Consider the following 15954-nt stretch of genomic DNA (forward strand, 5'->3'; position numbering starts at 1 on the left):
ATCCTATCACGTTGTGGATTCAACGCCGTCCATCTCGTGTCGACAGACGTTCACCCCGTACGTCGACTTAAATGACCGGTGGACTTATGCGACAGACTGTGTCACAGGTATGTGTCACATGAGCACAGAGACTCTCCCGTCGCGAGCCGACACGGTGATCGTCGGCGCCGGGGCCGTCGGGTGCAGCGTCGCGTACCACCTGACCGAACTCGGCGCCGACGACGTGATCGTCGTTGACCAAGGACCGCTCCCGGTCACGGGCGGTTCGTCGACGCACGCGCCGGGAATTATGTTTCAGACGTCTCCTTCGAAGATTCAGACCAAGACCGCTCACTACACGAGTCGACTGCTCGACGACGCGGGCGTCTACACGGAGGTCGGCGGCATCGAACTCGCGCGGTCGGAAGCCCGGATGGACTTCCTCCAGCGACGCGTCGAGTGGGCGACGTCATACGGCTTGCCGGAACCACAACTCCTCGAACCGGCGGAAGTCGCCGAGAGGCTTCCCTTGGTCGACGAAGACCGGATTCTGGGTGGTTACTACTCACCGACCGATGGACAGGTCGCGGGTACCGACGCGCTCCAGTGGTACATTGAGTCTTCGCCAGCCCGGTTCTTCGGCCACACGGAACTGACGGACATCGAGGTCGACGGTGGCGAAGTTCAAGCCGTTGTCACCGACCGGGGCCGCATCGAGTGTAACCGGTGCGTCCTCGCAACGAACAACTGGGCGTACCAAACCGGTCAGTTGGCCGGCCTCGAGTTACCGATAACGCCCGTCGAGCACCAGTACGTCGTTACCGAACCACTCGACGTACTCCGAGACGGGGGAGCCGTCGGCTCCGCCACTAATGATCTTGAGGTGCCCGGCGACCGCCGTCTCACCGAGCTCATGGCTCAGCCCCCGGACCGGCCGGTCGGGCGCGACCAAGATAACTCGCTGTACTTCCGCACCCACGGTGACGGCTACGGACTCGGGTCGTACAACCACGAACCGCTGGTCGTCGACCCAGAGGAGATGGGGAAGAACGACGAGGAGAGTCAGGCGTCGGTCCACAGCTTCACAGAGAAGCACTGGACGGAGCCGACGCATCCGAACCGAGAGAAATCGGCCCAGCAAGCGTTCGACGAGCTCCTCCCGGTGACTCAGGGAAAGGAGTTCCGCGTGACCGAAAACGGCATCTTCGTCTACACGCCGGACGGGATGCCAGTGCTCGGCGAGACGGCCGCGGTCGACGGTCTCTGGACCGGTCTGGCCATCTGGTGGACTCACTCCGGTGGTTACGGCCGGATTCTGGCTGAGTGGATGGAGAACGGTGTTCCGCGACTCCCCTCGGGACCGGTCGACACGAGCGGAATCCACGTCAATCGGTTCGAACCGCACGCGGGGGGCAAGGACTACTTCACAGACCGCGGCGGCCTGCGGTACCAGCAAGTGTACAGTATCGTCGAACCGCGGTGGCAACCCGACGACCACCGCGGCCTACGGGTGAGTCCGTTCTACCACCACCAGCGGGAACTCGGAGCTGAGTTCTTCCAAAGCGGCGGTTGGGAGGTACCGCAGTGGTACGAACACAACACGGATCTCCTCTCAAAGTACGGTGAACAGATTCCAGAACAAGAGGGTTGGCAGGCCGTCAACCGCTCGCCGATAACGGGCGCCGAACACCTACATACCCGGGATAACGTCTCCATGTTCGATATGACCACGTTCAGCTCGATACGGGTTGCGGGCGCGAACGCCGGCGAGTTCCTCCAGCAGTACTGTACCAACGACATGGAACTTGACGTCGGTCAGGTGCGGTACACGACGATGCTGAACCACGGCGGGGCGATTCTCGCCGACCTCACCGTCGCCCGTCTCGACGAGGACGAGTACATGGTGACGACCGGCGGTGGTAACTCGCCGGGGATCCACGGGTCGTGGCTCAAAAAACACGCCCCAGAGACCGTCTCTGTGACAGTCGAAGAGTCCGCGAAGTGTACCGTCGGCCTCTGGGGCCCGAACTCGCGGCTCCTGCTCCAGCGCGTCACCGACGCGGACGTCTCCAACGCCGGGTTCCCGTACTTCAGCTGCAAGCGAATCTACGTCGGAGACGTACCGGTTGTCGCGCTTCGGGTCTCGTACGTCGGTGAACTCGGCTGGGAACTGTGGGCTCCGTCGGAGTACGGCCAGAAGCTCTGGCGCACACTCTGGGAGGCTGGCCGCGACCTCGACGTCAGGCCCATGGGCGCGGGCGCGCTCGAGTCGATGCGCTTGGAGAAGGGGTTCCGACTCTGGGGGACGGACATCGACACGGACGTCGACCCCCTCAGCGCTGGACTTCCGTTTGCGGTCGACTTCGACACAGAGTTCGTCGGCAAAGAGGCGCTCGTCGAGATCAAGGAGAATGGCGTCGACAACCGCATCGTTCCCCTGACACTCGACGAATCGACGGACGTCCTTTCGAGCGGTCGCCCAGTCCGCGTAAACGAGGAGGTCGGCGGATACGTACAGGCCGCCGACTACGGCTACAGCGTCGGAGAGTCGATAGCGTACACCTACTTACCGAGCGAACACGCCGAACCAGGGACCGCCGTTCAGATAACGTGCGAGGGCGAGACGTACGATGCGACCGTTCGCGATGAACCGCTCTTCGATCCCGGCCGCGAGAAAATTATCCGATGAACAGCGGCGACGAGCGAACACACTATCCAAACTCATGAGCGAATTACGGGACGACGAACCGTTGATACGGTACGCAGACGTTGAAGAGGCAGCCGAACAGTTGACCGACGAGACGGTGGTCAAACGGACGCCAGTCGAGCGAAGCACGTCGCTCGGGGAGTTGGTCGACGCGGAGGTGTATCTCAAGATGGAGCATCTCCAGTGGACGGGCTCGTTCAAGACGCGTGGCGCTTATAACAAGATTAGCCGTGCCGTTGACGCCGGAGCTGACGAGTTCGTCGCCGCGAGTGCGGGAAACCACGCTCAGGGGGTGGCGCTGGCGGCGACTCGGTGTGGTGCGGATTCGACTATCGTCATGCCGAAACACGCTCCGCAGGCGAAGATCGACGCGACACGTGGGTACGGAGCGACGGTTGAACTCGTCGGACAGGACTTTCAGGAGGCGATGGAGTACGCCCAGTCGTACGCCGCCGAGCAGGATGTCGAATTCGTCCATGCGTACGATGACCCACACATCGTCGCCGGACAGGGGACACTCGGAATCGAGATGTACGAAGATTGTCCCGATGTGGACACAGTCATCGTCCCTATCGGCGGGGGCGGACTGATAAGCGGTATCGCCACTGCACTCAACCACCTCTCTCCGGAGACGCGGGTCGTAGGCGTACAGGCCGAGGGTGCAGCGACCGTCCACGAGAGCCTTGACAAGGGACTTCCGGTTACACTTGACGAGGTGGATACAATCGCCGACGGCATCGCGACCGGCGGCATATCGGAACTGACGCTGAACCTCATCGAGACACACGTCGACGAAGTTGTCACCGTTACCGACACCCAGATAGCCAACGCCATTCTGTTGCTGCTCGAACGGGCGAAGCAGGTCGTCGAAGGCGCGGCTGCGGCGTCGGTCGCGGCGCTCCTAAGCGAAGAACTCGACGTTCACGGTGAGACAGTCATGCCGCTACTCTGTGGTGGGAACCTCGACATGACAATGCTTCAAACAGTTCTAATTCACGCGCTTACGGAGCGGGGACAGATTCTCCGCCTGCGTGTGAAGATTAATGACATTCCGGGGAAGATGAACGTCATCTCCGGCATCATCGCTGAGCACGGCGCCAACATCCAAACCGTCAGACACGACCGCGCCGTCGAGGAACTCGAGGTCGGTGAAGCGTATCTCGTCTTCCAGATAGAGACGAGTGGGGCCGAACACGCAGCCTCAATAATCGAGGCACTCGAGTCGGAGGGCTATGCTGTCGAGGACGTCAACCAAAAAACGACAAATAATTGATACCCGATGACTGTTTGCGGTCGACCCCGACGGAGCCTTTCGGTTTTTGCGCCATCGTTCGGTGAAACAGTCCCAGGAGCAGGTATATTTATATGCGAGAAATGAGTCTGACCATGAGAGATAGTGACTACCGATGTCCAGGCGAACTAACGAGCAGACAGAGACGCAGTGCATCGCTCGAACGAGAGACAGCACGTCGAATCAGTCCGTCAGGCGGCGGTTACACACCGTTTGCCGTCGGAGGTTTCAACGGAGGGAGTAAATATGGCTAAGTCGAAATCAAACGGTCCTGTCGGTCGGTTCACCGAGGAACTCGACGTAGTAGTGTTCACAGTCGGATTCGTCGTGGCCGCGGCCGCGGTGATCGCGTTCGTCTTCAGACCAGAGGCGATGTCAGAGTACATGACCGGCGTGAACAACTTCCTATGGACGGACGTCGGCTGGTGGTACTTGATCGCCATGTTCTTCCTCGTCGCCTTCGTCGCATTCCTGATATTTTCCCCATGGGGGAATATCAAGCTCGGAGCGAAGGAAGACGAACCTGAGTTCTCCTTCCTCGCGTACTTCGCGATGCTGTATTCGGCCGGCATCGCCGCCGGCATCGTCTTTTGGGGGCCGGCGGAAGCGATTTTCCACTACGACTCCGTCTCGCCGTTCGTCGGCGCGGAGGCACAATCGGCAGGGGCGGCCGTCGGCGCTATCCAGTACACGTTCTTCCATTGGGGTCTTTCGGCGTGGACGGCGTACGTGGTGATGGCTCTCCCCATCGCCTATTTCGCCTATCGGCACGACGCGCCGTTACGCATCTCGACGGTCATTGCACCGTGGATCGGAATCGAGAACCTCGACAGACCGATAGCGAAACTCATCGACATCCTCGCCGTCTTCGCGACGATTGGCGGTGTTGCGACGACGCTCGGTCTTGTCGGCCGTCAGTTCTTGGTCGGTGTCGAGTGGATCTCCGGCGTAAGCGTCGGCGATACCGGGACCGTCCTTGTGATTACCGGGCTGACCGTCGCGTTCACACTCTCAGTCGCGCTCGGCGTCGAGAGGGGAATCAGGCGAATCTCGTACTTCAACATGGTGCTGTTCGCTATCGTGACCGTCGCGACGTTCGTTTTCGGACCGACGACGTACATCGTCTCCGTCGGGACTGAGGCGCTTGGCGCCTACATCAATGATTTCATCACGATGAGTTTCTACACCGGTGCCACGGAGAGCATCGGCGGCGGTGTCAGCGCGTGGGTCGGCGGCTGGACCATCTTCTACTGGGCGTGGTGGTTCTCTTGGACGCCCTTCGTCGGCTTATTTATCGCGCGTATTTCACGCGGTCGAACGGTCAGACAGGTCGCCGTCACGGGCGTCATCGCCTCGACCGGCATCACGATCCCCTGGTTCGCCACTATGGGTGGTACTGCCATCTTGCTTCAAGAGACTGGTCGGGCCGACATCCTCGCTGTCGTCGGCGAACTCGGCGAGGCCGGGTCGGGCTACCCACTCTTCGAAGCTCTGCCGCTTGGCGGCCTACTGACTGTCCTCTTCCTGGTTCTCGTGACGACATTCCTCGTCACCTCCGCTGACTCTTCAACGCTCGCGCTGGGAATGCTCACTACTGGCGGCACCGAGAGACCGTCGACTATCAACCGTGTTGTCTGGGGTTTCCTAATCGGCTCTCTCGCGTCGTTGCTGATGGTAACCGGCGGCGTTGACGCTCTGCAGCAGGCTGCCATCATCACCGGGGGACCGTTCTCTATCATCACTGTCCTCGCGGTCGTGGCGATGGTCGTCTCCTTCGGCGATCACAGGCCACTATTCCTCCGCGAGGAGGACGAAGTCTCGTTCCCGTCGGTCAGAAGTGAATCGTCCGAACCGGAGGCGGCCGACCCCTCCGACGACTGAGCTGCGATTCGCCTGCTCCTCGCCTCCTCCTTCGGGTGCCGTGCGACTGCTATCCGTTCTCACCGGACCGTCATTGGAGTCAGCTTTGCCCGCGTTCCAGTCGGCCTACGCTGGGAAGCATCGATAATCGAGCACCCACTTCAGAAGTACGTTCAAAATCGATTCCGACGTCGTGTTCGGGGAGTGAATCCCCTTATTACTCGTAAACCGGGAACTCCTCGCAGAGCTCGTCGACAGTGCTCGTGACGCGGTTGCGGACGCGGTCGTCGTCGGGGGACTCGAGCACGTCAACGATGAGGTCGGCGACGGTCTCCATCTCCGTACCTCCAAATCCGCGGGTCGTAAGCGCGGGTGTGCCGATGCGGATACCACTCGTTACCATCGGTGATCGTGTTTCCCCAGGTACGGTGTTCTTGTTGACGATGATACCGACGTCGCTCAACGCCGATTCGGCCGCTTTCCCCGTCAGTTCGGGGTGTGAGTCACGGAGGTCGACGAGCATGAGATGTTTGTCGGTGCCACCACTGACTAGCGAGAGCCCCTCTGCTTTCAATCGTGACGCAAGTCGCTTCGCGTTCGAGACAACCTGTTCTGCGTACGCCTCGAACTCGTCCGTCTGCGCCTCCGCGAATCCAGCCGCCTTACCGGCGACGTTGTGCATCAGCGGTCCTCCCTGCGCGCCGGGGAAGATGGCCGAGTCGACGTCGTCTGCAAATTCCTCATCACAGATTATGAGCCCGCCCCGGCCCGCGCGAATTGTCTTGTGCGTACTTCCGGTGACGAACTCCGCGTGGTCGACCGGTGATGCGTGGATGCCGGCCGCGATGAGTCCAGTGACATGAGCAATGTCGGCGAGATGGTAGGCGTCGACTTCGTGGGCGATCTCCCCCATGCGTTCGTAGTCGAACTCACGGGGGTATGCCGACGAGCCGCTGACGATGATGTCGGGGTCGACGTCGCGTGCGTGCGCCGCCAGTTCGTCGTAATCGATGTATCCCGTCTCAGGGTCGACCTCGTACTGTTCGACGTCGTAGAGTTGTCCTGAGAAGTTGACTGTGTGTCCGTGCGAGAGGTGTCCGCCGTGCGAGAGTGCCAGCGAGAGGATAGTGTCGCCGGGCTCTAGGGCGGCGAAGTAGACGCCCATGTTAGCCTGCGTTCCGCTATGTGGCTGGACGTTGACGTGCTCTGCGTCGAAAAGTTCCGTTGCACGGTCGATGGCGAGTTGCTCGACGGTGTCGACGTGCTGGCATCCTCCGTAGTAGCGGTTTCCGGGGTAGCCCTCGGCATACTTGTTCGTCAGGACGCTTCCCTGCGCTTCAAGAACGGCTTTCGAGACGTGGTTCTCCGAAGCAATCATTCCGAGTGTCGACTCCTGCCGGTCGCGTTCGCGAGTAACGGCCTCGGACACGCTCGGAGCTATCTGGCTGAGTGACTGTTCGAACGCCATAGTCAACCTCGAACGGATGTGTGTAAGTATCTTGCGAGACCTCTGGGTTGAACACAACCTGTAACGAGAGAGGAAGGCTGTGGACCGCGTGTGTCAGGAGCAGGGATTTATGGCGAGTGAGAGGGTACTCTCGTCCGATGCGAACTATTAGTACCGATGACGCGCCGACAGCTGTCGGGGCATACAGTCAGGCGACGACAAACGGCGACATCCTCTTCACCGCAGGACAGCTCCCGATGACGGCTGACGGGGAACTGCTGGACGACGCCACCGTCGGCGAGCAGACGAGACAGTGTCTAAAGAACGTCGAGGCGATTCTCGAAGCCGAGGGGCGGTCGATAGACGACGTACTCAAGACAACAGTCTTCCTCAACGATATCGACGATTTCGATGCGTTCAATGAGGCCTACAGCGAGTTCTTCGGTGTCGAACCGCCCGCTCGTAGCGCCGTCGAAGTCGCAAACGTCCCAAAGGGTGCAGCGATCGAGATCGAAGCGGTCGCCGTCGCCGACTGACGCGGTTCTGCTGCGTTCGCCTGTGGCCGACATCCGGTCGCGGGTGACGTTTATCCGGCGCAGATTCGAGATGTATCGACATGCCGATGAGAATTGAAGGGACCGAAATTCACAATGATATCATTGTTATTCGCAGGGAGAAAGATGCCTCGGAGAGTGCTCGTATCAGTCTTCGATTAAGGACCGTCGAACAGCGGGAACGCCGTCAGTCGTCAGCTACGGCCGTCGTCTCACCGTCACTGACGGCGCTTTCCTCGTGTCTATCCCTGGGAGCGTCGGGGTTTGCAAGGTCCAGTTCCTCGGGAGCCCCGAGCTGTACGTCGACACGGTCGGGCTCTTCGACTTCCGTTCGACCCTGCTGAACCGTGAGCTGGTCATCGAGGTGGAGCTGTACCGCCTCGATCAGCGCCTCGGCCTCGAGCGGCTGTCCACGAGCCTTGAGCTCTGCCTCCGTTGCGTCAGCGGGGACGTTGAACGCTCGTTGAGAGATAATCGGTCCCTGATCGAGGTCCGTCGTCACGTAGTGGGCAGTAACGCCGGCGACGCGAACGCCCTCCTCCAGTGCCTGCCGGTAGGCGGCCGCACCGGGGAACGACGGGAGCAGACTCGGGTGAACGTTGATGATGCGCTGTTCGTACCGGAAGACGACTTCGGGGGAGAGAATCCGGATGTAGCGGGCCAGCGCAATGAGGTCAACGTCGTACTCGGCGAGGTGGTCGAGTAGCTCCTCTTCGTCTGGCGCTCCGTTCTCGTCGCCGACGTCGTGGAACGGGACGTCGTATTCGGCCGCCAGCGGCTCCAGCGCGTCGTGGTTCCCGATAACGACATCGATGTCGGCACCGAGTTCGCCGTCGTGCCACCGTTCGAGAAGCGCTTCGAGGCAGTGGCTCTCTTTCGTCACGAGGACGGCGATAGACTGGTTCTCGCAGTTCGACGGGAACCGGACCCGCACGTCGACGTCGAACTCGTCACCCAGGTCGTGCAGTTTTCCCCGGAACGTCTCCCGGTCGACCGTCATCTCGGAAATATCGACACGCATCGTCATCCGGAAGGTCCCATCTCGAACCGCCTGGTCGAGGTCGGTGATGTTGACGCTGTGGTCGAACAGGAGTGCGGTGATGTCGGCGATGAGTCCCGAATCGTCGTCGCCGACGACCGTTATCTCGGTCGACTCGCGGGTCATCGTCCCCACCGCGTCGATTCGTTTACGGAACCGTTCGTCGCCCGTCGCCGGGTGGCAGTTCGACATACGCGTTCCTGTCGCTGCCGCCGTAGTGGCGGCCCACTCTCTTGAGGTAGCATCCAATCGATACGTTCCAGTCCACCGGTAATGAACGTTCGTTCTCGTAGAACCAAGCGGACACGATGTGTTTCCGCCGCACATTGTGTATTCTCTCTGTCACTATGAAAAGCGATCTACCGACATCGCCAGACGCCGTCTCCGGCGCCGTTGAGTCGACTGAGCGCCGCCGTCGACAATTTAATGTCGCCGCCAAGAGGGACGGGTGATATGGAGTACCACGAGTCAGTCGAGTACCTAGAATCGTTACAGCGGTCTCGACCCAAGCTCGGAACGGAGACGACTAGAAGGCTTCTCTCGGAGCTCGGGTCCCCTCACCGCGACATCGACTGCGTCCAGATTGCGGGGTCGAACGGCAAGGGAAGCACCGCATGCATGCTCGAACGGGTTCTCCGCGAGGCAGGACTCGACGTTGGCCTCTACACATCGCCGGACTTGAACGATCTGCGCGAGCGTATTCGGGTGAACGGTCGTACGATTCCGAGAGCGCGTGTCAGCGAATTTGTCAAAGAGGTGACTGGCTCTATCGAGCAGCTCCGTGCTGAGAACGATGCGCCGACCTACTTCGAAGTGCTCACCGCCCTCGCGTTCTCTCACTTCAATTCGGAGGCCGTCGACGTCGCCGTCCTCGAGGTCGGAATCGGGGGGCGGTACGACGCAACGAGCGTCATCGACCCCGTAGCCGGCGCCGTCACGAACGTCACGCTCGAACATACGGATATCCTCGGCGACACCGTTGAAGCGATCGCTCGCGATAAAGCGCAGGTCGCACCATCGGAGGCACCGCTAGTTACTGGTGCGAACGGGACAGCGCTCGAGACCATTCGAGCGGAGACGGACGTCGTCACCGTTGGTGCCGACGGCACGGACGTCGTCGCCCGCGAGGAGGGTCTTGTCTCCGAAATCGAGAGCGCCGTCTCCATCTCGACGCCAAGGTGGTCGGTCGAGACAAGGGTACCACTCCCCGGCCAGCACCAGGCGACGAACGCCGGTATCGCGGCAGCGTTGGCCGAGCAGGTGGCGAGCGTCGAACCGGAGACGCTCGCGCGCGGCCTCCGGAGTGCGCACTGGCCCGGCCGCTTCGAGATCATGTCGACGGAGCCGCTCGTCGTCCTTGACGGCGCGCACAACCCAGGTGCCTGCGAGACGATTGCGACGCTCGTCGACCGCTACGAGTTCGACGACCTTCACCTCGTCTTTGGCGCGATGCGAGAGAAGGACCACGAGACCATGGCGGAGGCGCTGACGCCCGCTGAGACGGTGCTCCTCTGCGAGCCAGCCGTCGACCGAGCCGAGGACGTCGATGCACTCGCGACGGTGTTCGACGGCCGCGCTCGGCGCGTCGACCGCATCGACTCCGTCCACGAGGCGGTTCATCGAGCACTGTCGAGGGCCGACCCCGACGACTGCGTGCTCGTCACCGGGTCGCTGTACGTCGTGGCCGAAGCGCGCGACCGGTGGATTAGCCGTCCGATTCCGATGGGAACTCGCCCATATAGATATCTCGATTCGAGACAGATAGGTAGCGACGTCAGTGACAGTACCGCAGCGGTCATCGCCGAATCGGCGGATAGTCGGACGATGAAAGTACCGCTGCGCGAACCGCAGGCCGAGCACGTCAAGCACATATTCGAATCGATCGGCGGCTCGTGTCTGCTCTCGACACAGGGACGGTCCGGTCGACGCGTTACGGCCGTCCTCTCCGGGACAGTCTCTCAGTTTCGCGCTCTCGCCGACGCATTGCCGGACGGCAAGCTCGGGTTAGCGACCGTCTCGACTCAGCTCGCTCGCGCCGTCGACGGCGGCAGTCGGAACCGACAGCGGTGGAGCGATGGGACAGCGGTGATGGGCGTTCTGAACGTCACTCCGGACAGTTTCTACGATGGGGGCGTCTACGACCAAGTTTCGGCGGCCGTCGAACGAGCCAACGAGATGGTCGCCGCGGGCGCAGATATCGTCGACGTCGGCGGCGAGAGCACGCGCCCCGGGGCCGAGCCAATTACGGCCGCGGAGGAGATCGACCGCGTCGTGCCGGTCGTCGAACGCCTCACAGACCTTAACGTCCCCATCTCGGTCGATACGAGGAAGGCGGCGGTCGCTGACGCGGCCCTCGAGGCAGGTGCGAATATCGTCAACGACGTTTCCGGACTCGACGACCCCGAGATGCGGTTCGTCGCGGCCGACCACGACGCGTCGCTCGTCATTACGCACAGCCTTGACGCACCTGTCGCACCCGACCGCCGCGTCGAGTACGACGACGTCGTCGAGGATGTGCGTTCGGAGCTCCAGGAGACGCTGCTGCTCGCCGAACGAGCGGGTCTCGACCGCAGCCAGCTCATCGTTGACCCCGGACTCGGGTTTGGAAAGCGTCCTGACGAGTGTTTCGAACTACTGGACAGAGTGGATGAGTTCCGGGCGCTTGACTGCCCGATACTGGTCGGTCACTCGCGGAAATCGATGTTCGAACGTGTCGGTTCTGCCCCCGGCGACCGCCTGCCGCCGACGTTGGCGGTGACCACGATGGCGGCCGAACGCGGTGTGGACGTGGTCAGAGTCCACGACGTCGCCGAGAACGCTGCTGCGCTTCGGACGGTCCGCGCGACGCTCGGCCGGGGGACATCGACGTAATCTACATCGGTTTCGAGAACGAGAGAACGGGTCGCACACTACACGTCGGTAGTCAACTGCTACGATTCGGCGGTAAACGTCGCCGTCGAAATTGTCGGATAGGTCTCAGCGAGTTCCGTTGCCTCCTCGGGGAGGACGGCGGCGACGACGTACGTGGCGTGCATCTCGAAGTAGTCCACCAGCCCCTGAATTCGCTCGGCATCAAGCATCTCGACGGCGTCGACGACGACGATTGGGAGTTCGCTCGCGACGTCGTGGGCGAGATAGCCCGCGAAGGCGACGACGAGACCGATGACCTCCCGTTCACTTTTGCTCAGACTCTCGAGTGTGTCCTCATAGGCAGTGCCGTCCCCGCTAGTCCGGACGACGTGGAGTTCGAACTCTGTCTCCGATGGTGTCTCGTCGCTCCCTGTGAGTCGCTCAATCCAGACGCGTTCGACGTTCTCGTACTCCAGCCTGTCGAGTACTCGTTGCATCGCTTCGTTGAACGTCGTGACCAGCTCGCGTTCGAGTGACTCTATTCGCTCTCGCTGCTCCCGAAGTCGGGACGCAACGGAGTCTCGCTCGGTTTCGACGTCGTCCCGCCGTTCGAGATTCGACCGGAGGCGTTCGATCTCCGCCTCGATGTCTGCGAGTTCGTTCTCTCGCTGTCCTCGCTCGTACTCGAGGTCGGCGACGTCGTCGTATCGGTCGAGCAGTGCATCGTCACGCCCGTCGACCGTCTTCGCCTCCTCCGTGAGGCGGTCAACTTCGTCGTCGAGGGCCGCCTTCCGCTGGCGAAGCTCCGACAGCCGTCCCTCTCGACGTTCGATCTCAACTTCGAGGGACTGTTCGTCGGCCGCGAGCTGATCTCGCTCCGCCTGTCGCTCCTCGACCTCCTGTTTCTGCTCTTCGAGGGCCCGAATTTGCTCGGAGATTACCTCCCGCTGATCGCGCTTCTCTTGCAGTATGTCACGGACAGTACTAACCTGTTTGGCGATTTCCCCCCGTTCGACGGCGGTACCGCACGTCCAGCAGGTCACAGTCCGTGAGGTTGGGTCGAGTTCAGCGACGATCTCGTCAGACTTCATCTCTCTGGGGATTTCCTCCCCGTCATCCAACAATTGCGCGTTCATCTCGACGATTGGACTCAACGCGTTGATGGTGGTCGTCAGCTGCTGTTTCTGGTGGTGTAACTGCTCTATTTCGGTGCCGAGCGAGTCGACGTCTGCTTCCGAGTTGGCCGGGTCGAGGTGCGCTCGCTGGTCGATCACCTCCTCCAGTTCGGTCTCGAGCGATCGAATTGCTTCCCGTTGTGTTCGTATCTGGTCTCGTACTTTCTCCCGCTTCGCGCGGGTTTCGTTGAGTTCATCGAACACGTCGTCTTCGCCGGACGCCGGCTCCTGTGATTCGATCTCCGACCGTACTTGCCGTAGCGACGCCTCGACGTCCTCTAGTTCGGCTCGTACGTTCTCCGCGCGCGCCCGGATCCCCGGAAGCCGATCCTCCATCTTGTCGAACTCGGTGAGCTGTCCGTCAAGTTCGCGTTTTCGCTCGCTGAGACGTTCGATATTCGCCTCGATTTCTGCGGTGTCGACCGGACGCATCAGCAGTTCGTAGAGGTCACCGTCTGCAAGGATACTTCGCCGAATCGGGTTCGTTTCACCCAACGCAACAAATAATTCGCAGAGATTCGAGCGCTCTGACAGGCGCTTCGCGTCCGTAACCACGTTTCTTCCATCTCGGTTTTCGACCTCCAGATAGTACTCTTCATCGCCGCTGCGGAGAGTGACGGTCCCGCGCTCGGCGTCACTCTTGACAGGGGGTGTCGGACCACCGAGTACGCCGACGACTCCGCGGAGGAACGACGATTTATTCGATGCGTTCGACCCAGAGAGCAGCGTCACACCCGGTGAGAGAGACAGCTCTCCTTGAGAGATTCCGCCGAGGTTCTGAATGGTGACGTATAACTCCCCGAGCGAGCGCTCGATGTCGGAATTAGCGTTATTCAGTGACATGGTATCGAGGACGCCTTCGCGGGCGATTCATCGTGGGTTTGTCTCGACAGTATTTAACTTGTATCACTTCCACTCGGTTGTCGGCTCTCGACGGTACCGACGGTGCGGCAGACTCACCGTTCTTGGCACGAGCAGCGGCCACGGTCTACCAGCCGAGCAAACGTGTACTCCTCTCCGCACTCTGAGCAACCGACCCGCAGACTCAGCGTCACGTCAGGGTCACCGATCGTCAGTTCTCCGGCGTTAGAGAGTCGTTCGATAGTTCGTCCAGTTATCGCTTCCGTTCGGGAGAGGAGTTTGAACACCGTGTTCTTCGCTTCGGAGCGCTCGATACGAGTCTTGCGGGCCGTCTTGACGCCCAGACACTGGTTAAGGTGCGTCCGGATCGTCTGATAGCTCACGAAATCATCCTCGACTGACTTGGGGTCGACCCCGTTCCGTTCGAGGCGTGAACGGACATCGACTTTTGTCCCGGCGCTCACATCATCATCGGTGTAGAGCCGGTAGATGTTTTCAACCTCTCCGTCGAGTGGATCGATTCCGGCTTCCCGCATCGCTGCCTCGAGCACCTGTTGATTGTAGTACGACTCGAGATTGCGGAGACTCGTCCCTGCTTTTCGCTGCTCAAGAAGCGCATCGTCGAGCGAATCGAGGCCCCACTTCTGAATTCCCGTGCCGACCTTGCAGGTCGATTCAGTCTTGTCCGACATTGACTCCGCCACGAGCTGTGCTCACTCCCAATTCCTCCCGTATTGGACCATCGCTAGCTACTAGTTTATGGCATCGAAACCATATATTTATGGCGGTACCCGTAGCTGGTATAGAGATATGTTCAATCAGTTGCAGAAATGGGCGGCTTCGGGGGCGGACCGGTCAACAGCTTCGAGACAGCCGACCGAGAAACCGCTGCAGATTTCACCGAGCAAATGACCATAACGGTCAAAGCCTACATCAGACACGACGATCTCGCACTCGTTCCGACGCTTCGACAGTCCGAAGACGTGTCCATCGAAGTGCTAATGCAGGCGAACACCGACCCGGACTCCAACGTTTTTCCCTTTCTCATCAGACACGACGACCGCCACGAGCTTGAATCATGTCTCGAGTCGGACCCTACCGTCGAGGATTACGAACTTGTCGACGAAGGTGACGGCATACACACCTATTACATCAAGCACACACCGGATACAGAGCTCCTAAGTCCAATCGTGATGACCGCCAACGGGTTCATGCTACACGCGGAGACGAAATCCGACGGTTGGCTCGTCAAACTCCAGCTCCCGGATCGAGAAGCGCTCAACACGGTCTGGAAGTACACCGAGGAGAACAATATCTACTTCGACATCACTGAAGTATACAGTAACAGCGGTGGTGAGTCGAACGTCTCGTACGGACTGACGGACGAACAGACAGAGGCGCTGAAGGTCGCGTTCAAGTGCGGCTACTTCAGTGAACCGCGTGAAATGACGCTCAGTGAAGTCGCCGACGAAGTCGGGGTCTCCTCGACTGCGATGAGCGGCCGGCTGCGGCGAGGGATGCGGAACCTAATATCTGCTGCGCTCATGGACGACGATGAGATCGAATCCCGATAGCGGGCGGTGCCGACGGGTCGAAACTCATCCTAACCTCTCCGCCTCGATATTATAAACAATTTCAGAATTTCTATTTCTATTTTGATATTCACTACAGCGTTAAAATGGGTTATTTAGCGCCGCGATGGTTTTTGGTCAGAATAACTACAACGGTAGTACTGTTTCGTGCGCGGTTTCGCGTTATCGTATGGTTAGGTCTGATTCTCCGAAATTATCAGAATCGAGGATGTTGTTTCGACTCGATTATTTATACATCTGGCATATTCCCCCCAAATCGTCATGGTGATGTTTTACCATGATAGATTATGAGTAGCACGGTTAATTCACCGTCTGAACGCCGAACCCATCATCTACGCCACGAATGGGGCGTAGACGGGCAAATTAGCGATAGAATCATCCGAGCTATCGCGGAGTACGAAGACAACCGACCAGAGGACCTTCCAGGTCTGGAGACGCGCATTAACCCTGAAGCGCTCAACACTGCCTTCGAAACCGAAGAAAGCAGCGGTTGCACAGCAGGTTGCATCACGTTCTCGTACTACGGATACACCGTCCTCGTCCAGAGCACCGGCCATATTCTCATCAAGAAGAACTAACGGAACCATCAATCGTGTCCT

General features: G+C 60.2%; 11 protein-coding genes. 7 read left to right on the forward strand and 4 right to left on the reverse strand.

From position 1 onward, the window contains the following. The first annotated feature begins 118 nt into the window (after window positions 1-118). The 3 genes from LAQ73_RS17250 to LAQ73_RS17260 all read left to right on the forward strand — a co-directional run bounded on the left by LAQ73_RS17250 (window position 119) and on the right by LAQ73_RS17260 (window position 5858). Window positions 119-2668 (forward strand): GcvT family protein, encoded by a 2550-nt coding sequence (locus tag LAQ73_RS17250; protein ID WP_224270933.1) that lies wholly within the window; start codon window positions 119-121, stop codon window positions 2666-2668. A gap of 34 nt (window positions 2669-2702) precedes the next feature. Beyond that, window positions 2703-3959 (forward strand): threonine ammonia-lyase, encoded by a 1257-nt coding sequence (gene ilvA / locus LAQ73_RS17255; protein ID WP_224271102.1) that lies wholly within the window; start codon window positions 2703-2705, stop codon window positions 3957-3959. Between the two features lie 264 nt (window positions 3960-4223). Next, the gene (locus tag LAQ73_RS17260; protein ID WP_224270934.1) at window positions 4224-5858 is read left to right on the forward strand and encodes a BCCT family transporter; all 1635 of its coding nucleotides are present in this window, start codon (window positions 4224-4226) and stop codon (window positions 5856-5858) included. Between the two features lie 196 nt (window positions 5859-6054). Here LAQ73_RS17260 and LAQ73_RS17265 read toward each other — a convergent pair whose 3' ends face one another. Continuing rightward, a complete protein-coding gene (locus LAQ73_RS17265) occupies window positions 6055-7305 on the reverse strand; it encodes a serine hydroxymethyltransferase (protein WP_224270935.1) in 1251 nt (416 codons plus the stop codon). 137 nt (window positions 7306-7442) lie between these two features. On the opposite strand from LAQ73_RS17265, the gene LAQ73_RS17270 reads away from it, so the two are divergent. After that, window positions 7443-7820, forward strand: a complete 378-nt coding sequence (locus LAQ73_RS17270) for a Rid family detoxifying hydrolase (RefSeq protein ID WP_224270936.1) — start codon at window positions 7443-7445, stop codon at window positions 7818-7820. Between the two features lie 205 nt (window positions 7821-8025). On the opposite strand, the gene LAQ73_RS17275 is transcribed toward LAQ73_RS17270, so the two are convergent. Next, window positions 8026-9003 carry a formyltetrahydrofolate deformylase gene (locus LAQ73_RS17275; protein WP_224271103.1) on the reverse strand — a complete coding sequence of 326 codons (978 nt, stop codon included), beginning with the start codon at window positions 9001-9003 and terminating at the stop codon, window positions 8026-8028. Window positions 9004-9330: 327 nt separating this feature from the next. Here LAQ73_RS17275 and folP point away from each other — a divergent pair, with 327 nt between their 5' ends. Further along, the gene (gene folP / locus LAQ73_RS17280; RefSeq protein ID WP_224270937.1) at window positions 9331-11748 is read left to right on the forward strand and encodes a dihydropteroate synthase; all 2418 of its coding nucleotides are present in this window, start codon (window positions 9331-9333) and stop codon (window positions 11746-11748) included. A gap of 59 nt (window positions 11749-11807) precedes the next feature. Here the strand turns inward: folP and LAQ73_RS17285 are convergent, their stop codons facing one another. Continuing rightward, entirely contained in the window at window positions 11808-13745 is a 1938-nt protein-coding gene (locus LAQ73_RS17285) for an archaea-specific SMC-related protein (RefSeq protein WP_224270938.1), read from the reverse strand. A gap of 113 nt (window positions 13746-13858) precedes the next feature. Then, window positions 13859-14455, reverse strand: a complete 597-nt coding sequence (rdfA, locus tag LAQ73_RS17290) for a rod-determining factor RdfA (protein ID WP_224270939.1) — start codon at window positions 14453-14455, stop codon at window positions 13859-13861. 216 nt (window positions 14456-14671) lie between these two features. Between rdfA and LAQ73_RS17295 the strand changes: the two genes are divergently transcribed. Both LAQ73_RS17295 and ddfA read left to right on the forward strand, forming a co-directional pair. Further along, on the forward strand, window positions 14672-15337 hold the full coding sequence (locus LAQ73_RS17295) for a helix-turn-helix domain-containing protein (protein WP_224271104.1): 666 nt from the start codon (window positions 14672-14674) through the stop codon (window positions 15335-15337). A gap of 305 nt (window positions 15338-15642) precedes the next feature. Further along, entirely contained in the window at window positions 15643-15933 is a 291-nt protein-coding gene (gene ddfA, locus LAQ73_RS17300; protein ID WP_224270940.1) for a DdfA family disk-determining factor, read from the forward strand. Window positions 15934-15954 lie beyond the last annotated feature (21 nt).

It is taken from the genome of Haloprofundus salinisoli (assembly GCF_020097815.1).
Classification (GTDB): Archaea; Halobacteriota; Halobacteria; order Halobacteriales; family Haloferacaceae; genus Haloprofundus; species Haloprofundus salinisoli.